Origin of the sequence: Mycobacterium mantenii, from assembly GCF_001667865.1 — a bacterium.
GTDB classification, from domain to species: Bacteria; Actinomycetota; Actinomycetes; order Mycobacteriales; family Mycobacteriaceae; genus Mycobacterium; species Mycobacterium mantenii_A.
This window is the reverse complement of the sequence record NZ_LZJP01000110.1, coordinates 198,730-222,962: the sequence shown is the minus strand read 5'-3', so window position 1 is coordinate 222,962 and position 24,233 is coordinate 198,730. Positions and strand designations below refer to the sequence as shown.

The following is a 24,233-nucleotide window of genomic DNA, read 5'->3' as shown; positions in this document are numbered from 1 at the left end:
GGGCTCACCATCGGTCGAAGTGCACCACGTCATCGAGCGGAATCCGTTTGGCAGGTCGGAAGGTCGTGCCGGTGTAGTAGGCGGTGGGGATGGTCGTGGCGTGATAAACGTTGTCGGGCAGCCCGAGGATGGCCCGCATCTCGTCGTCGGCCATTATGGTCACCCCGGTCCACGTGGTTCCCAAGCCCCGAGAGCGCGCGGCGAGCATGTAGCTCCATGTGGCGGGCATGATCGAACTCCAATATTGGTTGGCGTTTTCGGCCGTCAGCCTGCCGTCACCGTCGATGACCTCGACGCACGGGATCGTCAACACGGGGACCTCGCAAAAGTGCTCCGCGAGATACGCCGCACTGTCGGACACTTTGCGCTGCTCGCGGTTGCGCACGGGGTCGTTCTTGAACCGATCGGCTACCGCGAAAGGGGACCCGACGATCCAGTCCCATGTGCGGCGGTACACATCGGCGATCGCGCGACGCTGTTCGGCGTCGGTGACCACGATGAAGCTCCAGTTCTGCACGTTGGACGAGGTCGGTGCCTGCACCGCGATCTGCAGACATTCCCGGATCAGGCCGATGGGAACAGGTTTCGTCAAATCGAGACGTTTGCGCACCGAGCGCGTCGTGGTCAGCAGCGCGTCGGTGGACAGGTCGACGATGGGATAATCGCTCATGCCGGCACGATGGCGATGACTTCGACTTCCACGCGGATGTTGGGCCACACCAGCCCGTCGATGATGCTGAACATGCCGGCGGGTTCGTGGCGGATGATCTCCTTGCTCACCGCCAGGTAGGCGGACGCATTGTCACGGCTGGTGACCCATTGGCGCATGTAGACGATGTCGGTGAGCTCGGCGCCGGCCTTGCGGAGCGCGCTTTCGACGTTGGCCCAGCACTGCCGGGCTTCGTCAGTGAAGTCCTCGGGCAGGGAGCCGTCTTCGCGCACCCCGGGTGTTCCGGCGACGAAAATGTGTGTGCCGCCGCCGGATACCGCGACAGCGTCGGCGTATTTGCCGATGTGATCGGCCACTCCGGTACGGATCCGGGTAATGGTGGTCATCTCGAGACTCCTTGGTGATGTGAGATTTGTTCTGCGGGTACTGCGACTTCGTTAGATGTCTTTCGTGATGACCACCCCGTTGGACTCGTGGCCTGCGACGACGTGCGCGAGTGCGGAAGCGGCCTGATCCAGGCCGCAGGAGCGGGGGGTCGGCATGCTCAACCGGCCGGAGGCGAGTATCGCGGCCAGGCGGTCGAGTTGAGCGCCGTCGGAACGGACGTAGACCGCGGTTACGCTGATGCCGCGGGTGGGTGCAGGCGGGTCGGGGGTGATGGTGGCCAGTCGGCCACCGTCGGCCAGCGCGGTCATCGCCACAGCTGCGCCCCCGGGGGCCGCGTTGGCGACGGCGTCAATATTGTCTTTTGCCAACGCCTTTGCGTGCTGTGGCCACAGCGGATCGCCGTAGTCGATTACTTCGCGGGCACCATGCCCGCGGACTCGGTCGGCGCTGCGCGGGCCGGCGGTGGCGAGCACATCGACACCACGCAGGGCGGCCAGCTGGACAATGAGCCCGCCGGTGATTCCACCCGCGCCATGAACGAGCAACGTTTCGCCACCGTCAAGGGCCAGCGCCTCACTGACCACCTGCTCGGCGGTCAACGCCGGCACCGGAAAGATCGCTGCGATCTCCCACGGAATCGCGGGCGGTTTGTGGGCGAGCGATCCGACGGGTGCGATCAGAAACGGCGCCCACGTACCTTGGTCGCGCAGCGGCACAGGGTGGCACAGCACCTCATCACCCACACTGAATCCGCTCGGAAGGTTACCGACGGCCTTGATGACTCCGGCAGCCTCGACGCCGAGCGCCAACGGCGGCCCGGTGCCAACGTCCCAACCGCCGTAGCGAACTATGTTGTCCCAGTTGCCAACCCCGGCCGCGCGAATGTCGATGAGGACCTCGTCGGCCGCCAACGGTCGCGGGTCGTCCACTTCGAGCGTCTCCACGTTGCCACCGAGCGTGCGGACTCCCGCTACCAGCATTGTCACAGCGAAACGACCGACCAGTCGTAGGTCATAGAGATTCCTCTCGAAGATCGAGTCTAATGAGATTGAGAAATAAGGCGATTCACTTGAGCGCCCTTGTTTACGTTCTGCGCCCCGTTTTTCAGTAATGGGGCGAGTTCGGCTTCTTCGGCGAGCAGCGGATCCCAGACCTGATTGACCGTTGGTTGTGGCGCGACGGCGTGGCGTAGGAGACTGATCGGGACCTTCGCGACGATTGCCAGGGTGGCGGCTTGAACCAACTCGGAGAACTCCGGGCCGACAAACGTCGCCCCCAGCAGTGTGTTGGTCTCGGCGTCGATGACCAACTTCGCCCATCCATCGAAACCGTCCCGGTAGAGGGCGAGGAATGACACCGCGTCGGGATAACGAGCGGTTCGCGTTCTTACCGCGAACCCTTCTGCTCGGGCCTGACTTTCCGTGCGCCCCGCCCTGGCTACTTGAGGCTCAGTGAAGATGACCTGCGCGGTGCTGCCGGCATCATGGGCAGCCAGCTCGTCGTCGCACAGTTCTCGTCCCGCGGCCCGGGCCGCGATGATTTCGGCCACGAGACGGCCGTGGTACGTGGAGATATGAGACAGCCGAGCACGCCCGGTGGTATCTCCCAGCGCGTAAAGCCAACCGCCTGTGACGCCGACCGCCTGTAAATGGTCGTTCACAGCAACGATCCCGTCCGGCAGCCCAAGGGTTTCCAGCCCGATGTTGTCGGTATTGGTGCGCCGTCCGGCGGCCAGGACGATCTCGTCTACCTCGATGCTCTGGCGGTGGAAGGTTGCGGTGACGGGCCCGCCCGCCACGGGTCGGGCCACCTCCGACAACTCCGTCTCAAAGTGAATCGTGACGCCTTTGCTTCGCAGTGACTGCGCGATCTGCTCGCGGGCTTCGGGTTCGAAGTTGGGAAGCAGGGTGTTCCCACGTACCAGAAGTGTTACCGCGGATCCCAAACCGGTCAGGATGGTCGCGAACTCGACACCGACCGGGCCGCCACCCACCACCAGCGCGCGGGGTGGCACATGCGTCATGGTCGTCAGGTCCCGATTGGTCCACGGGCGTGCTTGCGCCAACCCAGGTACCTCCGGCACGTGAGGACGAGTGCCGGTGGCAACAACGACCGCGTGGCGTGCAGTCAAGACGGCTTCGGTGGCATCTCCCAGGGCGTAGGCCACGCGCACTGTTCGTTGGCCGCTCAACCGGCCAATGCCATGAAACACTGCTGCACCGGCTTGCTGCAGTGATGCCGTCCGGTCTTGGTCCGAGAGGTGCTCGATGATCGCGTCGCGCTTCGCGAAGACAGCCGCAACGTCCAGACCTCCGCGCGAAATGGTTTCTCGCACACCAGGGACCGCCTTCGCGAGATTGAACACTTCGATCGGGCGAATCAGTGTTTTGCTCGGGTTGCAGGCGAAGTAATGACACTCTCCACCGACCAGACGATCCTCCACGAGCGCTACCGAAAGGCCTACGGACGCAAGCTTCCGCACGGCAGCCACGCCGCCCACCCCGCCGCCTACGACGATCACGTCGAAGTTTTTACTAGCTTTCATCTACCTTCACTTCCGAACCGACTCAATGGATTAGCCGCAGTCACCGTCGGCTCGCGACAGTTTCGAGTACCCGGACTAAACAAGGCGCCTAAGGTGTGTGGTCGTGATGGTGTGCCGAGTATCGCGTAGGCCGCGGCTGCGCTGGCCGCGGAGAAGACGCTGTAGCTAAGCGGTGTTTCCACACCGAGGGATACAGCCATCGCGGTTCCAAATATAATGAGCACCAAGCAAGTCGCCGCGCCGACGAGTTTTGGCTGCCAGCTGCTGAGGAGCAGGACTCCCAGGATCGTTTCGGTTGCGGTGGCAGCCCATACGATGACGGTCAATAACCATCCAGAAGCAAATGGAACAAGCTGGTGGGCATAGCCGGCGAAAGCTGCCATGCTTCCCCAGCTCCCCTGCCCAAACGGCTCCCACCAACCGAATCGGTCGGCGACAGCGGACAGAAAGGCGGTCGCGAGCGACAAGCGCAGCGCTATCCGGACGGCCCGGATCGGATCAGGCGTGCGCACGGAGCCCTCCCGGGAATGGAAATGTCGTCACATTGTGGATGTCGAACGGTGCGAACATTTTTCATCGTTGACGCGACAGCTCATCTTCTCGCGTTGTCGTCCGTGGTAAGCGGGCTGTCTCCGGTATCGAGCAGGAAGACTGCGAGTAATTCAGCGGGTTCGGTGGCGCTGGCATTTTCACTGATCGTGTGGTGCGCGCCGGGGGCTTCAGTCCACGTCTCACCGGCGTGATAGACGCGTTCAGGCTCGCCTTCGACTTGGCTGCGGATCGCTCCGGAGATCACGTACGCCATGATGAACGCCGATTTCGCGTGGTGGTGAGCTCCGCTTTTAGCTCCTGGCGGATAGCTGACTGACACTGCTTCAAGTGATTTGCCCGGAACATTGGGGGTAGGTTGATTGAAAACCGGGCGGACAACCGGGTTTTGACCCGACTTCTCGGGCGCCGCCTCGGCGTGGCAAGCGGACGCGAGCGTCGCAACTGTCAGTGCGGCGAGTGGTATTTTTAGCGCCATTTTTGGCTGCCTTCCGTTTTCAGTTTTCTGCGACGCGCAGGATCGTCTTGCCAGGGATGCGCTTGCCGGGAGCGAACGCGGCGGCGGCTTCGGCGAGTGGCAGCACGGCACCCACCACCGGCTTGAGGCGTCCGTCCCGTGCTCGCGCGGCGAGGTCGGCAAGCTGGGCGCGATCGGCTTCGACCAGGAAGAAAATTGCCCGCCCATCGCGCGGCAGGGTCTTCGGCGGCTCGGCGATGGTGACGAGCGTTCCGCCAGCCCGCACCAGAGCCGCCGAGCGGGCGAGAATGTCTCCGCCGATCACGTCAAACACGACGTCGACTTCGCCTGCGTCCTCGAGGTTTTCGGTCTCCAGGTCGAGGAAGGTATGGACGCCGAGCTCCCCCGCGCGGTCTCGGTCTGCGGTCCGGCCGGTACCGATGACGCGCGCACCGACCTCGCGGGCGAGCTGCACCGCAATCGACCCAACGCCGCCCGCGGCGCCGTGGATCAGAACCGTTTGTCCGGCGGCGAGGCGGCCGTGGTCGAACAAGCCCTGCCAGGCGGCCAATCCAGAGATCGGCAGCGCCGCGGCCACAGTATGGTCGATGTCCATCGGCAGCGGTGCGAGATTACGGGCTTCCACCGCGGTGTACTCCGCCAGCGAGCCGTTGCGGGCCCAGTCGGCGAGCCCGAACACCCGCTGACCGACAGTCAAAAGGGTGGTGCCGTAACCCAACTCAACCACGACGCCCGACAGCTCGTGGCCGGGCACGCTCGGTGTCCGGTCATGACCAGCGCGGTCGATCCAAGTGTGCGGCCACTCAAGCTCCCCGGGTGTGAAACCGGCCGCGTGAACCCGCACGACGACATCGTTGTCGGCCGCCTCGGGGTAGGGCAGCTCCGTCAGCGACAGGCCGGCGACGCCGGCGTCGCGATCTGAAACAGTGATGGCTTGCATTACAGGTCCTTCCTGATGTGGGGTGTTGTCGTCGGGTCGGCCGCGGGCTGCGGTTGTACGCTGACGAGCTCAAGGCCTAGATCGCGGACCCGGTCGAGAAGTCCGTAAAGCTGGGACTGGTCGCGGATTTCACCGGTGAACACCGTTTCGTTCGCACCGGCCTCGAGGCGCATCCCTTCAAATGCGTACCCAAGCCGTTCGGTCACGCGGCCTTGAATGCACATCCGGTACGTTGTCGGCTGCATTTGCCCTCCGCTCGCCAGCTGCTGAGTCAGCATTCACCGACGCGGGGTGAGTCGTCATCACCCGGCGAGCTAATTCACCCGGGTGAGCACAGGAAGGCAACACTGGCCGGATGGGCGCGCATCAGGGCCCGTGGTCGTTATCCGGCGGATGCTGCGTCACAGTGATGGTGATCGTGGGCCGGCCCTGAGTCGGAGCACCGCGGATGCCGCGTACGGCCATACCCGCCAAAAGCATTTCGTTGAGCAGGTTTTCCGGGATTGCTGCCAGGACCGTCGGGGCGGCACCAGGGAGGGTGTTCGGCCACGCTGCCGCGGCGCGTCTGATCGGCGGGGCGGCCGCGGACCAGCTCGGGGGCACCGACAGCGCGCCGATTGAGGAGGCTCGGCCCAACCCCGCCGACGACGCAGGTGCCGTACCGCCGCCTGCCCCCAGGTCTGCCGTGTCCAATGAGGCTGTTGCGCCCGTTCCTGAGCCCGCCGGAGCCGCTCCCAAGTGTCGCAGTATGGCATCCATCTTGCTGGCACCGTCTGGGTCGTAGTGCGCCGCATATCCCAAACCCGCGTACGACCCGGCCATGCCCGTCGACGTGATGCCCGTCGACGCCGACGCAACGGCCAGGTTCACCGGGCTCAGTAAGCTCAGCAATTGCGAGAACGATGGCAGTGATGCCGCGGCGGCCGGTAAGGGCAGTGCAAGTCCCTGAAGCGCACTGGGTACCGCGGAGAGCATTTGCGAGCCCGTCGACATGACGGTCTGGGTGGCTGTGCCGGCCGGCGTGGCGCTGGCGTAGGCAACCGCGGCAACCTGGCCGGCGGCCCCGGCTGGATTTGTGGTGGGCGGGGGCGGGGTGAACGGCGGTAAGGCCGAAGCGGCAGCGGACGCGCCGGCATACTCGTACATCGCCCCGGCATCCTGGGCCCACATTTCTCCGTACTGGGCTTCGGTGGCCGCGATCGCCGGGGTGTTTTGGCCGAGGAAGTTTGTCGCGATCAGCGACATCAACTGCGCACGGTTGGCTGCGATCATTGGCGGGGGCACCGTCATCGCAAACGCGGCCTCGTATGCGGCCGCGGCGGCCGTGGCCTGGGTGGCGGCCTGCTCGCACAGCGCAGCCGTCGTCGTCAGCCAAGCCACATAGGGTGCCGCGGCGGCAGTCATCGCCACCGATGCGGGTCCCAGCCATGCGGCACCGGCCAGGTCCCAGATCACCGACTGATAGGAGGCCGCCGTGGAATGCAAGTCGGCGGCCAGCCCGTCCCAGGCTGCCGAGGCAGCCAGCATCGACCCGCAGCCGGGCCCGGAATACATCCGGCCGGAGTTGATTTCTGGTGGCAGCGCCCCGAAATCCACCTTTCGAAAACCCCAGGGTGCCTTGGTTATCCGGTCGCTTCGCGGATGTAGCGGCCGACCTGGCGCAGTGAGCGGGTGGCTTCGGGGATCATCGGCGCGGCGAGTTGGAACACGTGGATTTGGCCCGGCCATACCCGCACAGCGTCGGCCACACCGGCGGTGGCCAGTCGCTGGGCCGCCAGCTGCGCGTCGTGAAGCAGCACCTGGCAATCGGACATATGGATCAACATGGGCTGTAAGCACTTCCGGGCCCGGCTCATGGTGCCGGCTCTAGTTGAGGGCCGGCGCGCACGCCGCGCATAAGCGCGCGGTCTGCCGGTCAACGAATCTGGGTGAGTCGCTTGGCTTTTGACGCGCAGCTCCGCATACCGCGCACTGTTGGCCGGCGGCGGCCGCCTGCCGGTCACGGCGCTCCCAGACGGCCGCTCGTCCCCGCGCCATCGCCTTGCGGCGTCGCCTGCCCGCGCAGACGATCAGCCCGGCCGCGACAAAGGATCCCGCACAAACGGCGGCGGCGACGCCGAAATCGATTAACTGACCATTGATCAACATGAGGACCGCGTAATCGCCGGAAACCACGGCCACAAACAAGAAGGCAATGCGTAGTCGTCGGGTCATGGTGCCAGCCCCTCGGGCCCGATCGGGCGCACCGCGAAGACACTGCCCAGGTATCCAGTGGGACGCCCGCACGTGGTGCATGCCGGGTGGGCGCCGCATCGGGACGCCATCTCGCGCTTGTCGCCCACGTAGGTCGCCATCGCCCATTGCAGAGTGGACAGGCAGGCCTGGCAGAGCGTCTCGACGAGGTCGCCGTCTGGGGTCAGCCCCATCTGGTCGCATCCGTCGATGGCGTGTATCTCGGCGACCGCCACCGCCGGTGCACCGCATGTAAAGCCGGTCGACACCCGCTGGGCACTGCAGATGGGCTGCAGCGCGTGAAGTTGATCCTCGATAGCCGGGACGGCGTCCGTCGCGCCTTCTCCCTTCCGATCCGCCCAACGCCGTGCAAAGGCTGCGGCATCACGCATTCGATGCGGCAGCCATGCTGATCGCGCGGCGCCGGCGCCGCATTCAGCAGGCGATCGTTGAAATTGGCGAGGCTTCATCTGGTTTCTCCAATTCGTCTCGATGGCGTTCCGCGGTGATCAGCGCAGGCAGGCCGTCTACCGTCATCGCGACGGGTCGCTCGCTTAAGCGGCCCCGAACGCAGATCCGAAAAGCATGGCCGGCTCACGTACCGTCCGCTCGCCATCTATCTGTTGAGCGAGCATTAACCGATGTGGGATGAGTGGTCATCACCCGGCGAACTGATTCACCCGGGCGATTTGGCGCGTGTTGCGAGAAGCGAGGGAGGAATCGATCTGCAATTGCGGTAATGGCGATTAGGGAAGAAGTGCCCGGAAACCGCCCTGTCGGCGATTCAATCCATGGGGACGATTGCCGCGTAACTACCACAGGACGCGGGGGTGAGTCAGTTGAAGTGCCAACAGCGCATCCGCGTTTTGGCTGCCCGAAGCTTTGTGAAGCAAATACCGAGCGACGTTGCGATTCGCGACAATGATTGCCAGCCAAAGCGCGGAGCAGACAAGCCTAGGGGGTGTTACGCGATGCCGTAGCGGTTTAGCTTGCGGTAGATGGTTGCGCGCGACATGCCCAGGGCGCGTGCCGCCTCTTGCTTGTTGCCGCCATTGTCTTGAAGGCTACGGACAATCGCGTCGCGCTCGAGGGCTTCCATTGGAGTCAGCTTGTGCCGCGTGACTGAGCGGCACTCCGGGGGCAGCTTGTCGGCGCTGATAATGCCGAATCGTTGGCGGGCAACGGTTTCGGTCAGGACCCGACGCAGCTGCGAGACGTTGCCAGGCCACGGCAGCCTACTGAGTTGGCGCATGGCATCGGGTGCCAACTCCACATCAGCACCCCGGGTGATTTCGCGTAGCAGCAGCGGCACCAGTTCCTCGAGGTCGTCAATCCTGTGTCGCAGTGCCGGCACCGTGACGGTATGGGTAAACAGCGGCAGCAGCTGCTTGATCGGTGCTGAAGAAGTCGCACCACTCGTGGTCGCCGCGACCCATCCCCGGCCTGCGCGCGCGGCGAGCATCGAGGTGATCGATTCGAGCGTGTCCTTATCGATGTCATCCACGTCGGCGATCACCACGGCGAAGTCCTCATCGCCGGACAGTGTCGCAAGCTCGGCGACGAAAGACGCGGCGCTGGAATATGTTTCGGCGCGCATCACCCGAACCGTTCGGTCCGACTTCACATACTGCCCCACCGCCTGGGCCAAACGCGTCCGACCAGATCCTCTCTCCCCTTCGAGCATCACCCATTCCCGGTCGCGACAGCATTGCCGTACCTGCTTACAGCAGCGCAGCCACGCGCTGTTACGACCCGCCAGGCCAGGGATATGAATGTGCGCTAAGCGGCCGCTTTGAGGCGGGTGCGAGCTGGTCTCGGTGGAAAGATCAACGTGGAAAACGACATTGGCGCGGCCGCCGCCTGTCGTCGAGCGGTCGGCGGTGGAGACTTTGGCGACGCGCCCGCTTGGCAGAACAGCCAGCGCCGTGTCCGAAAGCGTGCAGCTGAGCAGATCCGAAGCGTGTTCGAGCAGCGCGGTCTGCTCGTGGCCGTCCAGTGTCCTGCGCAGATAGGGGTTCATCAGCACGACATCGCCACCAATCGCGAGCACACCGCTCGTAGATCGCCGCGTCTGCTGAAGGTACGCCTCCAATAGCGCGGTCTCACCTTCATGAGCCTGCACCCGCATGCGATCCTCAATGTGACGACCGGCGCTGGTAGCCAGCGCGAGCAACAATGGATCGGATTCGTTGGCCAGACAACTCAGATTGACGGCGCCGATCACCCTGCGCGTTATAGGATCCCGGATCGGCGAACCTGCGCACGCGAAACCGGTGAACATCGCAACGTAGTGCTCGCCACCACGGATGAACGCGGGCCTCCCGGTCTCGAGCGCGGTCCCAATCCCGTTGGTACCCGCCACCTCTTCAGCCAAGCTATAGCCCGGTATCAGGCTCACCGTATCCAACGCGTTGAGGATGGACACTTCTGCGGCGGTACGTTCAACCACCACGCCGTCAGTTGATGTCAGGACAACGCTGACAGCTTGCGCAGCCAGGTCATCGGTGACGCGATGCAGCACCGGCGCGGCCGCACGCGCCAACCGTGAACCCCTGTTGGGTTCACGCACGTACGGGAGCTCGACCCGGTCCGGGTGTACGCGCAGGGCCTGCGACCGACGCCAGGAGTCCAAGACACTGGGCCGCAGAATGTCCTCATCGAGTGATCGCGCAGCGTCAAGGGACTCCACGGACAGGAACTTTTCCCTGGCGGTCTCCGCCTCCAAGTCCCCCTCGGACAAGAACCGTTCCCTCACCCGGCGAACGTCGGTTTGGAGGTCGGCCTGCAAGCTCATCGCCGCATGGACCTCGCTCCCCCACCGAGCGGTGCAGCCGCCCGGCATTTCCGGCGTCTCAGATTGAGACGCCCAACCCTGCTCAGATTGAGACGTTCAGCATACGCCCGCGGCGGTGTCATGGGTCACATCAGCTAATGCATCGGACCGATCGAAAGGGCGACGGTGAGGCAACCAACGGCACAGAGCGTCGGACGCACGCCGGCTCGGCTGTCAGGCAATCCGATGCCCGCAACCCCCGCACGAGCCGCCCAATGCAGCGCAACAACCACAACATGATCCAGCGAAAGGTATGGGAGAAATGACTATCTATCAGGTGACCGATCGCCTACACGACGGCCGTACCGTACGCGTCCAGGGAGCAGATCACATCGCGGCGACGGTGGCCTCATGGCTGGCCGAGTTGGACGCCTGCAGTCCATTAGTAGATTTGCTCAGCCGAGCGTTGCGCGCTGGTGACTGGCCTGCCGCACACGGCATAGCCGACTACCTGTCGGTAGAAGTCCAGGTGGCAGCATGACATCGGGCGGGGAATCAAAGCGGCTTTTCCAGGCATACCCGGTCAAGCCAGCAGCATCTGCCACGTATGTTCCGTCGGATAACCCCGGGCGCGCGAATCTGCCGGGTCGGTCGCGACGAATGGTCGTACGCGCTACGCGTGCTCCGGCGGCTGCCGCCCTACCCGACAAGCCCAATGGCGCTGTCCGCGAGGCTTCGTTAGGCTTCCCGCAGTCCGGGGCCACGGACCCGGGGGCGGGGGTGCGGATGAGCACCGCGAGGGCGTCAGGGAAGCTGCGCATACCGCCGATGCGTGGGCGGGCGGGCGAGCTCAAGGTGGTCGGCGCGTTGATCGCGGCGCTCGCTCAGGGCCGCGGGGGCGTGCTGGTCATCGAGGGCCCACCCGGGATCGGGAAGAGCCGCTTGTCAACCGAGGTCTTGGCGCTCGCTGAGAAGGCCGGTATTCGGGCACTGTTCGGCGAGGCGTTCGAGTATCAGCAGACGGTGCCGTTTTTCTCGCTGTTCATGGCGACCCTGCGCGCCGAGCCCCCTGTCGGTGATGCGGAGGCTTTGCGTCGCTTGGGCACGTCGGCCGATCTCCGCTACTGGGTGGTGCGCGATCTGCAAGCTGCGATATATGCGACCGCGTCCCGAATACCGTTGGTGATTGTCCTCGAGGACATCCACTGGGCTGATAACGCCACCCTCCTGGCGCTGCGGTCGCTGGCCACGACGAGGCCCGATGCCCCGGTGCTGTGGGTGCTAACCGCACGAACCGGCGCCGGCGGCCCCGTCGTTCGCGAGACGCTGACCGCGCTGGAACGCGAGGATGCCACGTTTCTGCGATTGACAGCGATGACACCCAGCGCGGTCGCCGACATCGTGCAAGACGCCGTACGAGCCAACGCGGATGCGTCGCTCCTGAGTCTCGCCGACAAGGCGCACGGCAACCCGTTCCTGCTAACGGAGCTGCTGCGGGGACTGGACGAGGAGGGCCGACTCGATGTCAGCGGCGGGCGTGCGGCCGCCACTGGTGACATGTTGCCGCGCCGGCTCAGCGACACTATGCAGCAACGACTCGACCAGCTCTCCCATCCCGCGAGCCAAGTCGTGCGAGTCGCCGCAGTGCTGCCTGACCGGTTCTCGGCCCGGCTGCTCGCCGCGATGTTGGAACGCCGACCCGCTGCCCTGGTATCGGCGGTAGGAGAGGCTGTCCACGCCGACCTACTCGTCGAAGACGGTGATCAGATGAGATTCCGTCACGATTTGCTGCGCGAAGCGACGCGGCAATCGTTGCCTCAGTCGCTGCGCCGAGCGATGGAGCGGCAATCGGCAACCGTGATGCTCGACATGGGGGCCGCGCCCGAAGAGGTCGCAACCCAACTCGCCCGCAGCGCTGAGGTGGGCGATCAAGCCGCGATCGCCGCACTCCGCGCAGCCGCACAGTCTCTGGCCTATAGCGATCCGAGCGCCGCGTCGGATTTGAGCAAGCGCGCTTTGGAGCTCCACCCGGCCCAAGACCCAGAACGCGCGCCACTCGTGACAGAAACGATCGTGCTGCTCAATCGGGCCACACGCTACGAGGAGGCGGAAAGGTTGGCCAGCACCACCCTGTCTGCCGCGCTGGCGCCCGAAGAGGAGGCCAAGATTCTTCTACGACTCCGGACGCCAATCACCGATACGACAACGCAACACATCGAAGACAACCGCCGGGCACTTCAGTTGCCCAACCTCACCGAAATCACCCAGGCAAGACATCGGGCATGGCTGGCATACAACCTGGCGATGTATGGCCAACACGGACAGGACAGCGCGGCAGCCAACGAGGCGGCGACCGCCGCCGCATCCACCGGCGATCTCGAGTCGAGGATCCTGTCCGGAGTAGCACTTGCCTGCCTCGACTGCGCGGACGGGTACGCGGGCCGCGCTCTCTACCGCGTTGAAGAACTCCAAGCCTTGACCCCCGCGGGCGATATGACCGCTCATAACCTCGCCGCATGCCACCTGGCAAACCTGCTTGCGGTAGTCGGACGGTTGGACGATGCTGCGGCGCTGGTCGCGAACTGCACCGAGAAATCCAAGAAGGAACGCGACGGCATGGCGCTTCACATCTGGGCCCTGACGGCGGGGGTCGTGCAGGTGGCCGCGGGCCGATTGTCGGCTGCCCGCGCCGCGATTGAATGGCTGCCCACGCCAGAGCGAACGGGGTCGACCTTCGTAACCGCGATGCGCATGTTCACCCTGGCGGAGGTGGCGGCGCGCACCGATGACCGAACGTTGTTGCTAGAGACGATGAATGAGGCACGTGATGCCTACTCGAACGGTACACCCGCCGTACGCCGCGGGGCGGCGTGCGCGCTAGGGCTGGCGGCGTGGCAGCGCGACGACGTTCATGAGGCGGTTCGCTGGCTCGGCGGCGATATCTCGCTACTCATGACACCGTTCTTGCCGACCGTCTTGGATCAGCTGACCCTGACGGCGCGGGTAGCGTCAGCCGCCGGTGACGCAGGCTTGCGCGCGCGCCTTCTGGACGCCATTGACGCGCTCGAACGCGAGCCGTCGGAGGTTCCGTTGTTCTCCACAGTCGCCCAACACATTCGCGGCATCCTCGAGCGCGACGCCCAGGCATTGGTGGTTGCCGCCGAGTTGCTCCACTCCACTTCGCGGCCGCTTCTTTACGCTGGCGCCGCCGAGGATGCCGGCGGCGAGCTGAGTCGCGCACAGCGCAAAGCTGAGGCGCTCGACCAGTTGAACGCGGCATTCGACACCTACATCGAGTGCGAGGCGATTGCCGATGCGCGCCGGGTCGGCCGCGCGTTACGCCTATTAGGCGTGGAACGGCGCATCGTCAGCCACCCACGCGCAAAAACGGGTTGGGACAGCCTCACCGACTCTGAACTCACGGTCATCAACCTCATCGCACAAGGCGCGACCAACCGTGCCGTCGCTACCGAGCTGCACCTCTCCCCCCACACGGTAAAGACCCACGTCCACAACGCATTCGCCAAGCTCGGCATTACTTCCCGCGTCCAATTGGCGCAGCTGATGCGCGGCGCTGATTGACCCACAGCAAATCGCTAGGTGACCGTGTGCGGCCTACAATAACGTGCACTGCAACGGCAATCCGCTAAATAATCCGTAGACAGGACACCCGATGGGTCCTTCGACCGGCGTATTTGACGTCGGCGGCCAGCGCCTGGTCACCCCGCCGATTCGAGGGCGGGCAGATGAGCTGAAACTGATCGGCTCACTGGTTACCGCGGTGGCCCAAGGGCGCGGGGGCGTGCTGGTCATCGAAGGCCCGCCCGGCATCGGGAAGAGTCGGTTGCTGACCGAGGTGTTGGTGCTGGCCGACAAGGGCGGCGTACGCACCTTGTTCGGCGAGGCGTTCGAGTATCAGCAGACGGTGCCGTTTTTCTCGCTGTTCATGGCCACGCTCAACGCCGATCCCCCGGTGGGCGACGCCGAGGCGTTGCGTCAGCTAGGAGGCTCGGCCGATCTTCGCTATTGGGTGGTGCACGATTTGGCCGACGCGATTCATGCCGCGGCCGCGGAAACACCACTGACGATTGTGCTGGAGGACGTTCACTGGGCCGATAACGGCACGCTGTTGGCGCTGCGGTCGCTCACCACCGCGCGGCCGGATGCCTCCGTGCTATGGGTCTTGACCGCCCGCACCGGGGCCGGGGGGCCGGCGGTGCAAGAGACGTTGTCGGTGCTGCAACGCGCGAATGCCACATTTTTGCGGTTGGGTGCCATGACGCCGGATGCGGTCGCCGAGATGGTCTGCGACGCCGTGCGGGCGAAAGCCGATGTGTCGCTGCTGAATCTGGCCGCCAAGGCGCACGGAAATCCGTTTCTGGTCAGCGAGCTTGTCGGGGGGCTAGGCGAGGAGGACCGACTGAACGTCACCGGTGGGCGCGCGGCGGCCACCGGATATGAGCTTCCGCGGCGTCTGGGCGCCAGCATGCATCAACGACTCGACCTGCTCTCCGAGGGTGCCTCAGAGGCGGTCCGGGTGGCCGCGGTGCTGCCGGACCGGTTCTCGGCCGGCTTGCTGGCCGCGATGCTGGAACGATCGCCGACGTCGCTGCTGTCGGCGCTCGAGGAGGCCGTGCGCGCGGATCTTTTCGTCGAAGACGGCGAGCAGTTGAGATTCCGGCACGACTTGCTGCGCGAGGCCACCCGCCAGTCCTTGCCGCAGTCGTTGCGGCGGGCGATGGAGCGGCAGTCGGCATCGGTCATGCTGGGGATGGGCGCGGCGCCGGCCGAGGTGGCCACCCAACTGGCACGCAGCGCCGAGCCGGGGGACCGAGAGGCGATCGACGCACTGCGCCAAGCCGCGCAATCGGTTGGCCGCGGCGATGCGAACGCGGCCGCGAACTTGAGCAGGCGCGTTTTGGAGCTGTTGCCCGCCGACGACGATGAGCATGGATCCCTGGTCGCGGAAACGATGGAGTGGCTCAACCGGGCCGGCCGCTATGGCGAGGCGGAAGAATTGGCCGCCGTGGCACTCGCGGAGGCGGCTTCGCCCGAAGTCGAGGCCGAGATCCGCCTTCGGCTTCCGACGCATACCAAGCACAGTTCACCGCACCGCGTAGAGCAGAACCGCCGAGCGCTGCAGTTGAGCGGCATCAGCGAGGTCACCCGGACTCGGCATCTGGCGTGGCTGGCCTTCAACCTGGCGTTGCAGGACAAAAGTGGGCAATGGCGCACCGCAGCCGACGAAGCTGCCGCCGCTGCGGCAGCCACCGGTGATCTCGAGGCCACCATCATGGCCGAGGTCACCCACGCTTTGCTCGATTCTGGTGAGGGGTACGCGGCCCGCGCACTAGCCCGCCTCGAACAGCTTCGCCCACTCGCCTACACGAATGAAACGGCGTTGGCACATGCCTATGCCGCGATGTTCCACGCAAACTTTCTGGCAGTGGTCGGCCGATTGGACGACGCGACCGCCCGCGTCGCCGAAGGCATAGCGCAAGCCAGCCGGGAAGGCAACTCGTTGGCCCTCACTACCTGGGCCGTCTTTAGTGGGTGGGTCCACCTCGCTGCAGGCCGGCTGTCGGCCGCTCGCGACGCGGCCGATTCTCTGCCGCCCCCACAGCCGACAGGCGCGACTGAGCAGGACGTGCATCGTATGCTGACCCTCGCTGAGGTGGCGGCGCACACCGACGACCGGAACTTGCTGCAGCAGACGGCCAATGATGCACGCGATGCCCACTCCATCGGTTCACCTGGCCAACATCGAGCATCAGCGTATGTGCTGACGCGGGCGGCGTGGTATCGCGACGACGTTCATGAAGCAGCGCGCTGGCTTGGCGACATCAGCCTACTGGGGACACCCCTTTTCCCCCACGCATTGGTTCGGCTGATCTTGGCTGCGCGGGTGGCCTCGGCCGCCGGTGATGCCGGCTTGCGCGCGCGGGTCTTGCAGGCCGCCGAGGTGCTTGAGCGTGAACGACCTGCTGTGCCCCTGTTGGCGGCGGTGGCTCGGTATGCCCGCGGGATCCTCGAACACGATGCCCAGGCGCTGGTGGCGGTTGCGGAGTTGCTTCGCACTTCTTCGCGGCCGCTTCTTTACGCTGGCGCTGCCGAGGACGCCGGCGGCGAGTTGAGTTGCTCACAGCGCAACGCTGAGGCGCTCGATCAGCTGAACGCGGCATTCGACACCTACATCGAGTGCGGGGCGACCGCCGATGCCCGTCGGGTCGGCCGCGCGCTGCGTGGGTTGGGCGTGGAACGGCGCATCGTCAACCACCCGCGGGCAAAAACGGGCTGGGACAGCCTCACCCACTCTGAACTCACCGTCGTCCACCTCATCGCCGAAGGCGCGACCAACCGCTCCGTTGCACAGCAACTGCACCTCTCCCCCCACACCGTGAAGACCCACGTACGCAATGCGTTTGCCAAGCTCGGCATTACTTCCCGCGCCCAATTGGCGCAGCTCATGCGAGGCGCTGACTGATCGACAGCTCATCGGGTAGTTGACGTGCACGGCCTAGAATGACGTGCACTGCAGTGGCAGTCCGCTAGACGGAAGACAGGGAACCCCGTGGGGTCTTCAACCGGCTTATTCGATGTCGGCGGCGAGCGGCTGGTCACCCCTCCGATTCGGGGGCGGGTTGACGAGCTGAAACTGATCGGCTCACTGGTTACCGCGGTGGCCCAAGGGCGCGGGGGCGTGCTGGTCATCGAGGGTCCGCCCGGCATCGGCAAGAGTCGTTTGCTCACCGAGGTCTTGGCGCTCGCCGAGAAGGCCGGCGTTCGGGCACTGTTCGGCGAGGCCTTCGAATATCAGCAGACGGTGCCATTTTTCTCGCTGTTCATGGCGACCCTGCGCGCGGATCCCCCCGTCGGTGATGCGGAGGCTTTGCGCCGCTTGGGCACTTCGGCCGATCTCCGCTACTGGGTGGTGCACGATTTGGCCGACGCTATTCATACGGCAGCCGCACAGACCCCGCTGGCGATCCTTCTGGAGGACATCCACTGGGCCGATAACGCCACCCTGTTGGCGCTGCGGTCGCTGGCCACCGTGCGGCCGGGTGCGCCGGTGTTGTGGGTGTTGACTGCCCGCACCGGGGCGGGCGGGCCGGCGGTGCAAGAGACGTTGTCGGTGCTGCAACGCGCGGGGGCGGCGGTTGTGCGGGTGGGCGCGATGACGGCGGACGCGGTCGCTGACATGGTCCAAGACGCCGTACGGGCGAAAGCCGATGTGTCGCTATTGAATCTGGCCGCCAAGGCGCACGGAAATCCGTTTCTGGTCAGCGAGTTGCTCGGGGGGCTGGGCGAGGAAGGCCGACTGAACGTCAGCGGCGGGCGGGTGCTGGCCACCGGAGACGCGCTGCCGCGGCGCCTGGGCGCAACGATGCACCAGCGGCTGGACCTGCTCGCCGGCGACGCGTCGGAGTTGGTGCGAGTGGCCGCGGTGCTGCCCGATCGGTTTTCGGCCGGGCTGTTGGCCGCCATGCTGGAACGCCAGCCGGCGTCGTTGCTGTCGGCGCTCGAGGAGGCGGTGCGCGCGGATCTGCTCGTGGAAGATGGTGCGCGGCTGAGATTTCGGCACGACTTGCTGCGTGAGGCCACCCGGCAGTCTTTGCCGCAGTCGTTGCGGCGGGCAATGGAGCGCCAAGCGGCGTCGGTCATGCTGGGGATGGGCGCGGCCCCGGCAGAGGTGGCCACCCAGCTGGCACGCAGCGCCGAGCCGGGAGACCGGGAGGCGATCGATGCGCTGCGCCAAGCCGCGCAATCGGTTGGCCGTGGCGATGCGAGTGCGGCCGCCGACTTGAGCAAGCGCGCGTTGGACCTATTGCCCGCCCACGACGGAAACTACGGGTCACTCGTCGCCGACACGGTGGAGTGGCTGAATCGGGCGACCCGGTATGACGAGGCCCAGGCGCTTGCCGACAGGGCGCTCGCAACGCAGCTGTCGCAAGACGACGAAGCCGAGATTCGGCTGCAGGTGGCTGCGGGCACCGAGGACCCGGAGCAACGCATTGCCGAGCTCCGTCGCGCACTGCAATTGGTCGGCATCAACGACATCACCAGGGCGCGCCATCAAGCATGGGTGGCCTACTTCGAGGTGGTCAACGGCCTGCATGCGGACGCCTCGGCAGCGGGTGCGGCCGCGGCCGCGGCCGCAGCGACAGGTGATTTGGAAGCCCGGATCATCAGCGACACCGCGCTTGCCCTGATCGACTATCAGGACGGTTATGCGGTGCGCGCGCTTCGGCGTATGGACGAGGTAGAAGCGCTGACGCGCAGCGGTGAGGCTACCTTCGGCGGCATATACGCGGCCAAGCGCCGCGCAGGCCTAATTGTTTGCACGGGCAGCTTGGAGGACGCCAGCGCGCAGGTTGCCGAGGGTTCCGAGAAAGCGCATCGCGAGCGCAACGCGATGGCGCTTCCCGGCTGGACCCACCTGGGCGGGATGGTTCATGCGGCGGCGGGTCGTTTGGCCGCGGCGCGTGGCACCATCGAGGCGCTGCCCCGGCGCGAATGGGCGAACAGTACCGAGGTCAACATTGAGCGCATACTCGTTCTGGCTGAGGTCGCCGCGCGAACAGGTGACCGAAAGTTATTGCAAGACCTGGTGTCTGAGGCATTGGTCCTGTATCCCAGTACCTCACCCTTATTGTCCTGCGGCGCGGCTTACGTGGTCGCGCTTGCCGCGTGGCACCGCGGCGACGTCCACGATGCGGTGCGCTGGCTCGGGGGTGAGAACACGCGTGTCATCACACCGCTGTGGCCTAACGTGTTCGACCAAGTCATCTTGATGTCGCGGGTGGCGTCAGCGGCCGGCGACGCCGGGCTGCGCGCGCGGGTGCTGCAGAGCGTCGAGGTGCTGGAACGCGAGCGCCCCGGAGTGACGTTGTTCGCGGCGGTCGCACAGCAGGCCCGCGGAATCCTGGATGGTGACGCCGATGCGCTGTTGGAAGCGGCCAACGCGTTGGGTACGTGGCGTCCGCTTCTTTACGCCGACGCCGCCGAGGACGCCGCTGATGAACTAGTACGCGCCGGACGCGATGCGGAGGCGATCGAGAGCCTCGATAAGGCATTCGACACTTTCGTAAAATGCGAAGCGCTCGCCGATGCCCGCCGCGTCGGCCGCGCGCTGCGCCGATTAGGCGTGGAACGGCGCATCGTCAACCACCCGCGGGCGAGAACGGGCTGGGACAGCCTCACCGATTCCGAACTCACTGTCATCAACCTCATCGCACAGGGCGCGACCAACCGCTCCGTCGCGCAGCAACTGCACCTCTCCCCCCACACCGTGAAGACCCACGTACACAACGCATTTGCCAAACTGGGGATCACTTCCCGCGCCGAATTGGCGCAGCTGATGCGCGGCTCTGATTGACCGACACGTCAAATACGGGGCCGCCTAGTACTACATCCATCCGGCTCTCAAAATCATCCCCCGGGCGATGGTTTTCCGCTGCCCGCCCGACGACCGTAGTACTCGAAAACTAATCATGTTCTCACCCAAAGCGACGGCCCAGCCAGGCCACACCGTGCCGGTGAGGGCACAAGGGAAAGAGCGAACAATGTTGAATGCGGCGCTTGGAATGCTGGCGATGGTGCCGGTAGCGTTCGGTGTCGCCGGGTACACGATGGTGTCCCGATGACCGTCGGTCGCGCTGGCTCGCTCGTCGAAACAGCAAGCAGGACCGTACATCTCGATGGCCATGTCCGGTGACAAAGCGGTGACGCCACCGGGGCCGGCAACGCGATCCAGCCGTAGGCGGACGCCCGGCACACGCCGGTCGCTGGCCCGCGACCGCACAGTCACCACGAGCGATGGCGTCTCGCTGTCCGTTCGTGACTGGGGGTCTCCCGCCGCTGGCCATACAGTCGTACTTCTCCACGGCTTTTGCTTGAACAAGGAATCGTGGAACATCCAGATGACACAGCTGATCCGTCGCTGGGGCAACGACATCCGGATCATCAGTTACGACCACCGTGGTCACGGCGAATCCGGCAATGCGTCAATGCACACGTACCGGATCGACCGACTCGCCGACGACCTCGCCGAGTTGCTGGTCGCGCTTGGCGTTACGCGCCCGCTCACCCTGGTAGGGCACTCGATGGGCGGCATGACGGCCTTAGCCTATCTCCGCCGGCCGGCCGGCAAGCGTCCCGTCGAACCGGAGTGCCTTGTGCTCGTCGCGACCGCTGCGGGAAATCTCGCCTCGCGCGGCCTCGGTCGGCTGCTGAGCACCCCCGCGACAACCATGCTCTATCACCTCGTACACCGCATGCCCCGCGCGGGTACGGATGAGGTCGTTCAATTCCTCGCCCGGCCGGTGTGCGCGGCACTGACCAGATTTGGCGGATATGGTGAAGCCGCCCCGAAATCGCTGGTCACTATGTCCGCGGCCGCCGTCAACGCCACGCCGTCGACGACCAAAGTCGGATTCCTGCGCGGTCTGAAAGAGTACGACTGCTCGACGACCCTGAGCTCTATCACGGCCAATACCACCATCATCAGTGGAGGAGCGGACAAGCTCACGCCGATGTGGCACGCCCGCGAGCTGGCCGACGGTATCCCCGGGGCGACGCTCATCCACCGGTCCACCGCAGGGCACACGCTCTTGCATGAAATCCCGCAGGTGGTCACCGCAGCCATCAGCTCCGCCATCGCCGGCACCAGCCCAGCTCTTGCAGCTGGGAGTCAGTATGACCCGGGCGCGTCCGCGGCGTCGGAAAAGCCGCCAGGCGGCGACTTCCGCGTAAACCATTGCGATCCGGCACTTACGGCGTCACCCGTCGAAGTGGAGGACCGGGTGTCATGAGCCGGTTAGGCAGTGCCCCCGCTTTACTCGGAGTCTTCGCGGGGGGTTGCGCGATCAGGGCCACTAGGCATACACCCACCCGACCCTAAAGATCACCCGTTGGGTGATGGTGAGGCGGTGCCCGCGCTGCCAACGTAGTCATTGAGCTCTGAATTGCCAACGAGGAGAAATAAGGTGAGCGGGCAAAGCGTGAGCACGACTCACGAGAACATCATTGGGCCGTTGCCGGGATGCCGGTCCCCCAGCCCAAACGGGCATCGCCAGCGTGCGCCGGAGGTAATCGCGGGGAACGCACCTGATTCAATGGGGTCGCCGCAATTGCCGGGCAGAACGAGACCGGCCGACCCTGCAGGGAACAACTGGGATGCCGAGCCGCCAGCGTCCACCCACGGCGCGTCAACGCCGAGTTTTCCCGCCCGGCTGCTGGATTCAACGGATTGGCGGAGTTCGGGCATGAGCGGCTCAGCTGGGCGCAGCGACAACGGCGTCGGAGAAGCCGCTGCGCGAGCAGTTCTGCTCGCCACCAAGCTGCACGTCCCTGCCATCGGCGGGCAACTCGTTCACCGGGGCGCCCTGCTGGACGCACTATCGGCGGGACGCCACCGCAAGCTGACCCTACTGAGTGCGCCGGCAGGCTGGGGCAAGACGACATTGCTGGCGCAGTGGGCTTTGGGCGCGGGCGAGGACGAGCGGTTCGCCTGGCTGTCGCTTGACTCCTCCGACAACGACCCGGCGTGGTTTTGGATGTATGTGGTCGCCGCGCTGCAGAAGGTCAGTCCCGGAGTGGGGATTCGCGCGGTCGAACTCCTAGCGATGGGCGCCGACCCAGTGCAGGTCGTACTGCCTACCCTGCTGAATGATCTGGACACAATCGCTAGTCCGGTCGTGCTCATTCTCGATGACTACCATCTGGTGGTAGGTCGAGCGGTGCATGAGCAACTTGCGTTCTTCATCAGCCGGATGCCGGCGAATCTTCACCTGGTGTTGGCCACCCGCTCCGATCCGATGTTGCCGTTGGCTCGGCTGAGGGCCAGCGGCGAGCTTGCCGAGCTGCGAACCGACGATTTGCGTTTCGGGCCGATCGAGGCGGACCACCTGCTGAACGATGTCCTCGGGCTGGGCTTGGCCCCCGGAGACATTCAACTGCTGCACCGACGCACTGAAGGGTGGGTTGCCGGCCTCTACCTTGCCGCCCTGTCGCTTGCCGGGCGTGCCGATACCGCCACGTTCATCAGGACGTTCGCAGGCGATAACCGTCATATCGTCGATTACTTGATGGCCGAGGTACTCGACGGTCAGCCACCGCACCTGCGCAGCTTTTTGCTACGTACGTCGGTCTTGGGACGGCTAAGCGGTGCGCTGTGCGACGCGGTGCTGCAGACGTCTGGCTCGGCCTCGGTCTTGCAGAAGATCGAGCGCGAAAACCTGTTTGTGGTGCCACTGGACACGTCGCGTCACTGGTACCGCTATCACCAGCTATTCGGAGAGTTGCTGCACACCGAGCTGCGCCGCACCCAGCCCGATCTCGTCGCCGATCTGCACCGACGAGCCGCGACGTGGTTCGAGGCCGAGGGGCTCATCGATGAGGCGGTGCGTCACCTGCTCGCTGCCGGTGACATCGCGCGCAGTGCTGATCTGATCGCCGCGGACTGGGTCGATGAATTCAACGGGGGCGGAGCATCGACCATCTCCGGCTATCTCGATCTGCTTCCCGAGGAGACGGTTTTACAGGATCCGCGGCTGAGCGTGGCCCGGGCCTGGATCGCCCTAAGCGTCGGTCAACTCGATGATGCCGCCGAGTGGATCGAGGCAGTCGAAACCCGATCCGCGGCCGACACTGCAGATGGTCGCACTATTAGCGCTCAAGTCGTCGTGTTGCGCGCGATTCACTCGTTCAAGACGGCCGACATCACCGGGGCGCTTGAGATAGCGCGCCAAGCAATCACCCTCGATCTCGGCGAAGCGCGGCTCGGCCGATCAAGTGCCTACTGCATCTATGGTGCCGCACTGTACTTTTCGGGCAATACCCCCGAGGCGCAAGCCGCCTTCCGGCGCGCCGTAGAGCTGGCCGAAAAGGTGGGCGATCGTCGCGCCCGCATCTACGCGTTGGGCTATCTGGCGCTGATTTCGGCGGAGCATGGCCGGCTCGCAGACGCCGAACGTCAAATCCGTCCGGCTTCCGGCAGCTCACGCGATCTCGCGGATGCGGAACACCTCGTGGACGTGATGGTGTCGCTTGCCACGGCCAAAGTCCTTCGTCTGCGCGGTGACACGAACGAAGCGGCGCATGCCGCCGACATGGCCGTCATGTCGGCGCGCCAAGGCGGAGCAGGCCTCGAGGTGGCCAAGACGCTGTCGGTCAGAGCGGAGATCTTCGAGGATCTCGGCGACCACCAGAACGCAAAGGCGAGTCTCGAAGAGGTCGCGACGCTGGTGAGCGGTTGCGCCGATGCCGGCATCGCCCCGACACTGCTCGCCGCGACCCAGCGGAGCGCGGGCGTCGCGGCGAGTTCGCGCAGCGAGAGTTGCGTTGCCGGTGAGGAACTGACCCCCAAGGAGCTTGAGGTTCTTCGCCTGCTCGCCACCAGGTTGTCGCGACGTGAAATCGGTCAGCGGCTCTATGTCTCGCTCAATACCGTGAAGACCCACCAGCGCGCCGTCTACCGCAAGCTCCGCGTTGAGCACCGTGGCGCGGCGGTGAGCCGGGCGCGAGAACTCGGCCTTTTGTAGTTCGCATGCCTCGCGGCTGTCGGCCTGACCTCACCCGGGTGAATGGTGGTGAGGGTGATGACAGCTGAATCGGTTTCGGGTCATGCTGAGAACATTGCTTGCCATCGACCTGCCGGGC

General features: G+C 65.3%; 19 protein-coding genes. 6 read left to right on the top strand and 13 right to left on the bottom strand.

Going from position 1 to position 24,233, the window contains the following annotated elements; translation table 11 throughout:
- Positions 1-4: 4 nt before the first annotated feature.
- From A5688_RS21725 to A5688_RS21675, 12 genes are all read right to left on the bottom strand, one after another.
- The gene (locus A5688_RS21725; protein ID WP_067836771.1) at positions 5-670 is read right to left on the bottom strand and encodes a nitroreductase family protein; all 666 of its coding nucleotides are present in this window, start codon (positions 668-670) and stop codon (positions 5-7) included.
- Positions 667-1,056: a RidA family protein gene (locus tag A5688_RS21720; protein WP_067836774.1), complete on the bottom strand. Its 390-nt coding sequence runs from the start codon at positions 1,054-1,056 to the stop codon at positions 667-669. The genes A5688_RS21725 and A5688_RS21720 overlap by 4 nt, the downstream gene beginning before the upstream one ends.
- A 51-nt stretch (positions 1,057-1,107) precedes the next feature.
- Complete coding sequence (locus A5688_RS21715) at positions 1,108-2,037, bottom strand: NADP-dependent oxidoreductase (protein ID WP_242660348.1); 930 nt, start codon at positions 2,035-2,037, stop codon at positions 1,108-1,110.
- Between the two features lie 59 nt (positions 2,038-2,096).
- On the bottom strand, positions 2,097-3,602 hold the full coding sequence (locus tag A5688_RS21710) for a dihydrolipoyl dehydrogenase family protein (protein WP_067912682.1): 1,506 nt from the start codon (positions 3,600-3,602) through the stop codon (positions 2,097-2,099).
- A complete protein-coding gene (locus A5688_RS27075) occupies positions 3,599-4,114 on the bottom strand; it encodes a hypothetical protein (RefSeq protein ID WP_242660342.1) in 516 nt (171 codons plus the stop codon). The genes A5688_RS21710 and A5688_RS27075 overlap by 4 nt, the downstream gene beginning before the upstream one ends.
- 80 nt (positions 4,115-4,194) lie before the next feature.
- Positions 4,195-4,629, bottom strand: a complete 435-nt coding sequence (locus tag A5688_RS21705) for a cupin domain-containing protein (RefSeq protein WP_067912685.1) — start codon at positions 4,627-4,629, stop codon at positions 4,195-4,197.
- 19 nt (positions 4,630-4,648) lie between these two features.
- Positions 4,649-5,569, bottom strand: coding sequence for an NADP-dependent oxidoreductase (locus tag A5688_RS21700; RefSeq protein WP_067912689.1), 921 nt, complete (start codon positions 5,567-5,569; stop codon positions 4,649-4,651).
- Complete coding sequence (locus A5688_RS21695; protein ID WP_120312579.1) at positions 5,569-5,814, bottom strand: hypothetical protein; 246 nt, start codon at positions 5,812-5,814, stop codon at positions 5,569-5,571. Before A5688_RS21695 ends, A5688_RS21700 begins: the two co-directional genes overlap by 1 nt.
- A 121-nt stretch (positions 5,815-5,935) precedes the next feature.
- Positions 5,936-7,165, bottom strand: coding sequence for a PPE family protein (locus A5688_RS21690; RefSeq protein ID WP_067912695.1), 1,230 nt, complete (start codon positions 7,163-7,165; stop codon positions 5,936-5,938).
- 26 nt (positions 7,166-7,191) lie between these two features.
- Positions 7,192-7,572 (bottom strand): alpha/beta hydrolase, encoded by a 381-nt coding sequence (locus A5688_RS27920; protein ID WP_120312575.1) that lies wholly within the window; start codon positions 7,570-7,572, stop codon positions 7,192-7,194.
- Positions 7,573-7,779: 207 nt separating this feature from the next.
- A complete protein-coding gene (locus tag A5688_RS28230; RefSeq protein WP_242660343.1) occupies positions 7,780-8,070 on the bottom strand; it encodes a hypothetical protein in 291 nt (96 codons plus the stop codon).
- A 695-nt stretch (positions 8,071-8,765) separates the two neighbouring features.
- Entirely contained in the window at positions 8,766-10,595 is a 1,830-nt protein-coding gene (locus A5688_RS21675) for a sigma-54-dependent Fis family transcriptional regulator (protein ID WP_082951279.1), read from the bottom strand.
- Between the two features lie 292 nt (positions 10,596-10,887).
- On the opposite strand from A5688_RS21675, the gene A5688_RS27070 reads away from it, so the two are divergent.
- From A5688_RS27070 to A5688_RS21660, 4 genes are all read left to right on the top strand, one after another.
- Positions 10,888-11,115: a hypothetical protein gene (locus tag A5688_RS27070; protein ID WP_082951280.1), complete on the top strand. Its 228-nt coding sequence runs from the start codon at positions 10,888-10,890 to the stop codon at positions 11,113-11,115.
- A 245-nt stretch (positions 11,116-11,360) separates the two neighbouring features.
- Positions 11,361-14,156, top strand: a complete 2,796-nt coding sequence (locus A5688_RS21670) for a helix-turn-helix transcriptional regulator (RefSeq protein ID WP_067912760.1) — start codon at positions 11,361-11,363, stop codon at positions 14,154-14,156.
- A 91-nt stretch (positions 14,157-14,247) separates the two neighbouring features.
- Entirely contained in the window at positions 14,248-17,058 is a 2,811-nt protein-coding gene (locus A5688_RS21665; protein ID WP_067912705.1) for a helix-turn-helix transcriptional regulator, read from the top strand.
- Positions 17,059-17,145: 87 nt separating this feature from the next.
- Positions 17,146-19,950, top strand: a complete 2,805-nt coding sequence (locus A5688_RS21660; RefSeq protein WP_067912708.1) for an ATP-binding protein — start codon at positions 17,146-17,148, stop codon at positions 19,948-19,950.
- Between the two features lie 30 nt (positions 19,951-19,980).
- On the opposite strand, the gene A5688_RS27810 is transcribed toward A5688_RS21660, so the two are convergent.
- A complete protein-coding gene (locus A5688_RS27810; protein ID WP_165607494.1) occupies positions 19,981-20,280 on the bottom strand; it encodes a hypothetical protein in 300 nt (99 codons plus the stop codon).
- Between A5688_RS27810 and A5688_RS21655 the strand changes: the two genes are divergently transcribed.
- A complete protein-coding gene (locus tag A5688_RS21655) occupies positions 20,279-21,385 on the top strand; it encodes an alpha/beta fold hydrolase (RefSeq protein ID WP_278184218.1) in 1,107 nt (368 codons plus the stop codon). The two genes, A5688_RS27810 and A5688_RS21655, sit on opposite strands and share 2 nt — an antisense overlap.
- Positions 21,386-21,838: 453 nt before the next feature.
- Positions 21,839-24,115 (top strand): LuxR C-terminal-related transcriptional regulator, encoded by a 2,277-nt coding sequence (locus A5688_RS21650; RefSeq protein ID WP_067912714.1) that lies wholly within the window; start codon positions 21,839-21,841, stop codon positions 24,113-24,115.
- The last annotated feature ends 118 nt before the right edge of the window (positions 24,116-24,233 follow it).

Excerpts from the sequence above, each read along its gene's own strand:
- A5688_RS21725 (WP_067836771.1), bottom strand. The coding sequence starts at position 670 with ATGAGCGATTATCCCATCGTCGACCTGTCCACCGACGCGCTGCTGACC.
- A5688_RS21720 (WP_067836774.1), bottom strand. The coding sequence starts at position 1,056 with ATGACCACCATTACCCGGATCCGTACCGGAGTGGCCGATCACATCGGC.
- A5688_RS21715 (WP_242660348.1), bottom strand. The coding sequence starts at position 2,037 with ATGCTGGTAGCGGGAGTCCGCACGCTCGGTGGCAACGTGGAGACGCTC.
- A5688_RS21710 (WP_067912682.1), bottom strand. The coding sequence starts at position 3,602 with ATGAAAGCTAGTAAAAACTTCGACGTGATCGTCGTAGGCGGCGGGGTG.
- A5688_RS21705 (WP_067912685.1), bottom strand. The coding sequence starts at position 4,629 with ATGGCGCTAAAAATACCACTCGCCGCACTGACAGTTGCGACGCTCGCG.
- A5688_RS21700 (WP_067912689.1), bottom strand. The coding sequence starts at position 5,569 with ATGCAAGCCATCACTGTTTCAGATCGCGACGCCGGCGTCGCCGGCCTG.
- A5688_RS21695 (WP_120312579.1), bottom strand. The coding sequence starts at position 5,814 with ATGCAGCCGACAACGTACCGGATGTGCATTCAAGGCCGCGTGACCGAA.
- A5688_RS21675 (WP_082951279.1), bottom strand. The coding sequence starts at position 10,595 with ATGAGCTTGCAGGCCGACCTCCAAACCGACGTTCGCCGGGTGAGGGAA.
- A5688_RS27070 (WP_082951280.1), top strand. The coding sequence starts at position 10,888 with ATGGGAGAAATGACTATCTATCAGGTGACCGATCGCCTACACGACGGC.
- A5688_RS21670 (WP_067912760.1), top strand. The coding sequence starts at position 11,361 with ATGAGCACCGCGAGGGCGTCAGGGAAGCTGCGCATACCGCCGATGCGT.
- A5688_RS21665 (WP_067912705.1), top strand. The coding sequence starts at position 14,248 with ATGGGTCCTTCGACCGGCGTATTTGACGTCGGCGGCCAGCGCCTGGTC.
- A5688_RS21655 (WP_278184218.1), top strand. The coding sequence starts at position 20,279 with ATGTCCGGTGACAAAGCGGTGACGCCACCGGGGCCGGCAACGCGATCC.
- A5688_RS27810 (WP_165607494.1), bottom strand. The coding sequence starts at position 20,280 with ATGGCCATCGAGATGTACGGTCCTGCTTGCTGTTTCGACGAGCGAGCC.
- A5688_RS21650 (WP_067912714.1), top strand. The coding sequence starts at position 21,839 with ATGAGCGGCTCAGCTGGGCGCAGCGACAACGGCGTCGGAGAAGCCGCT.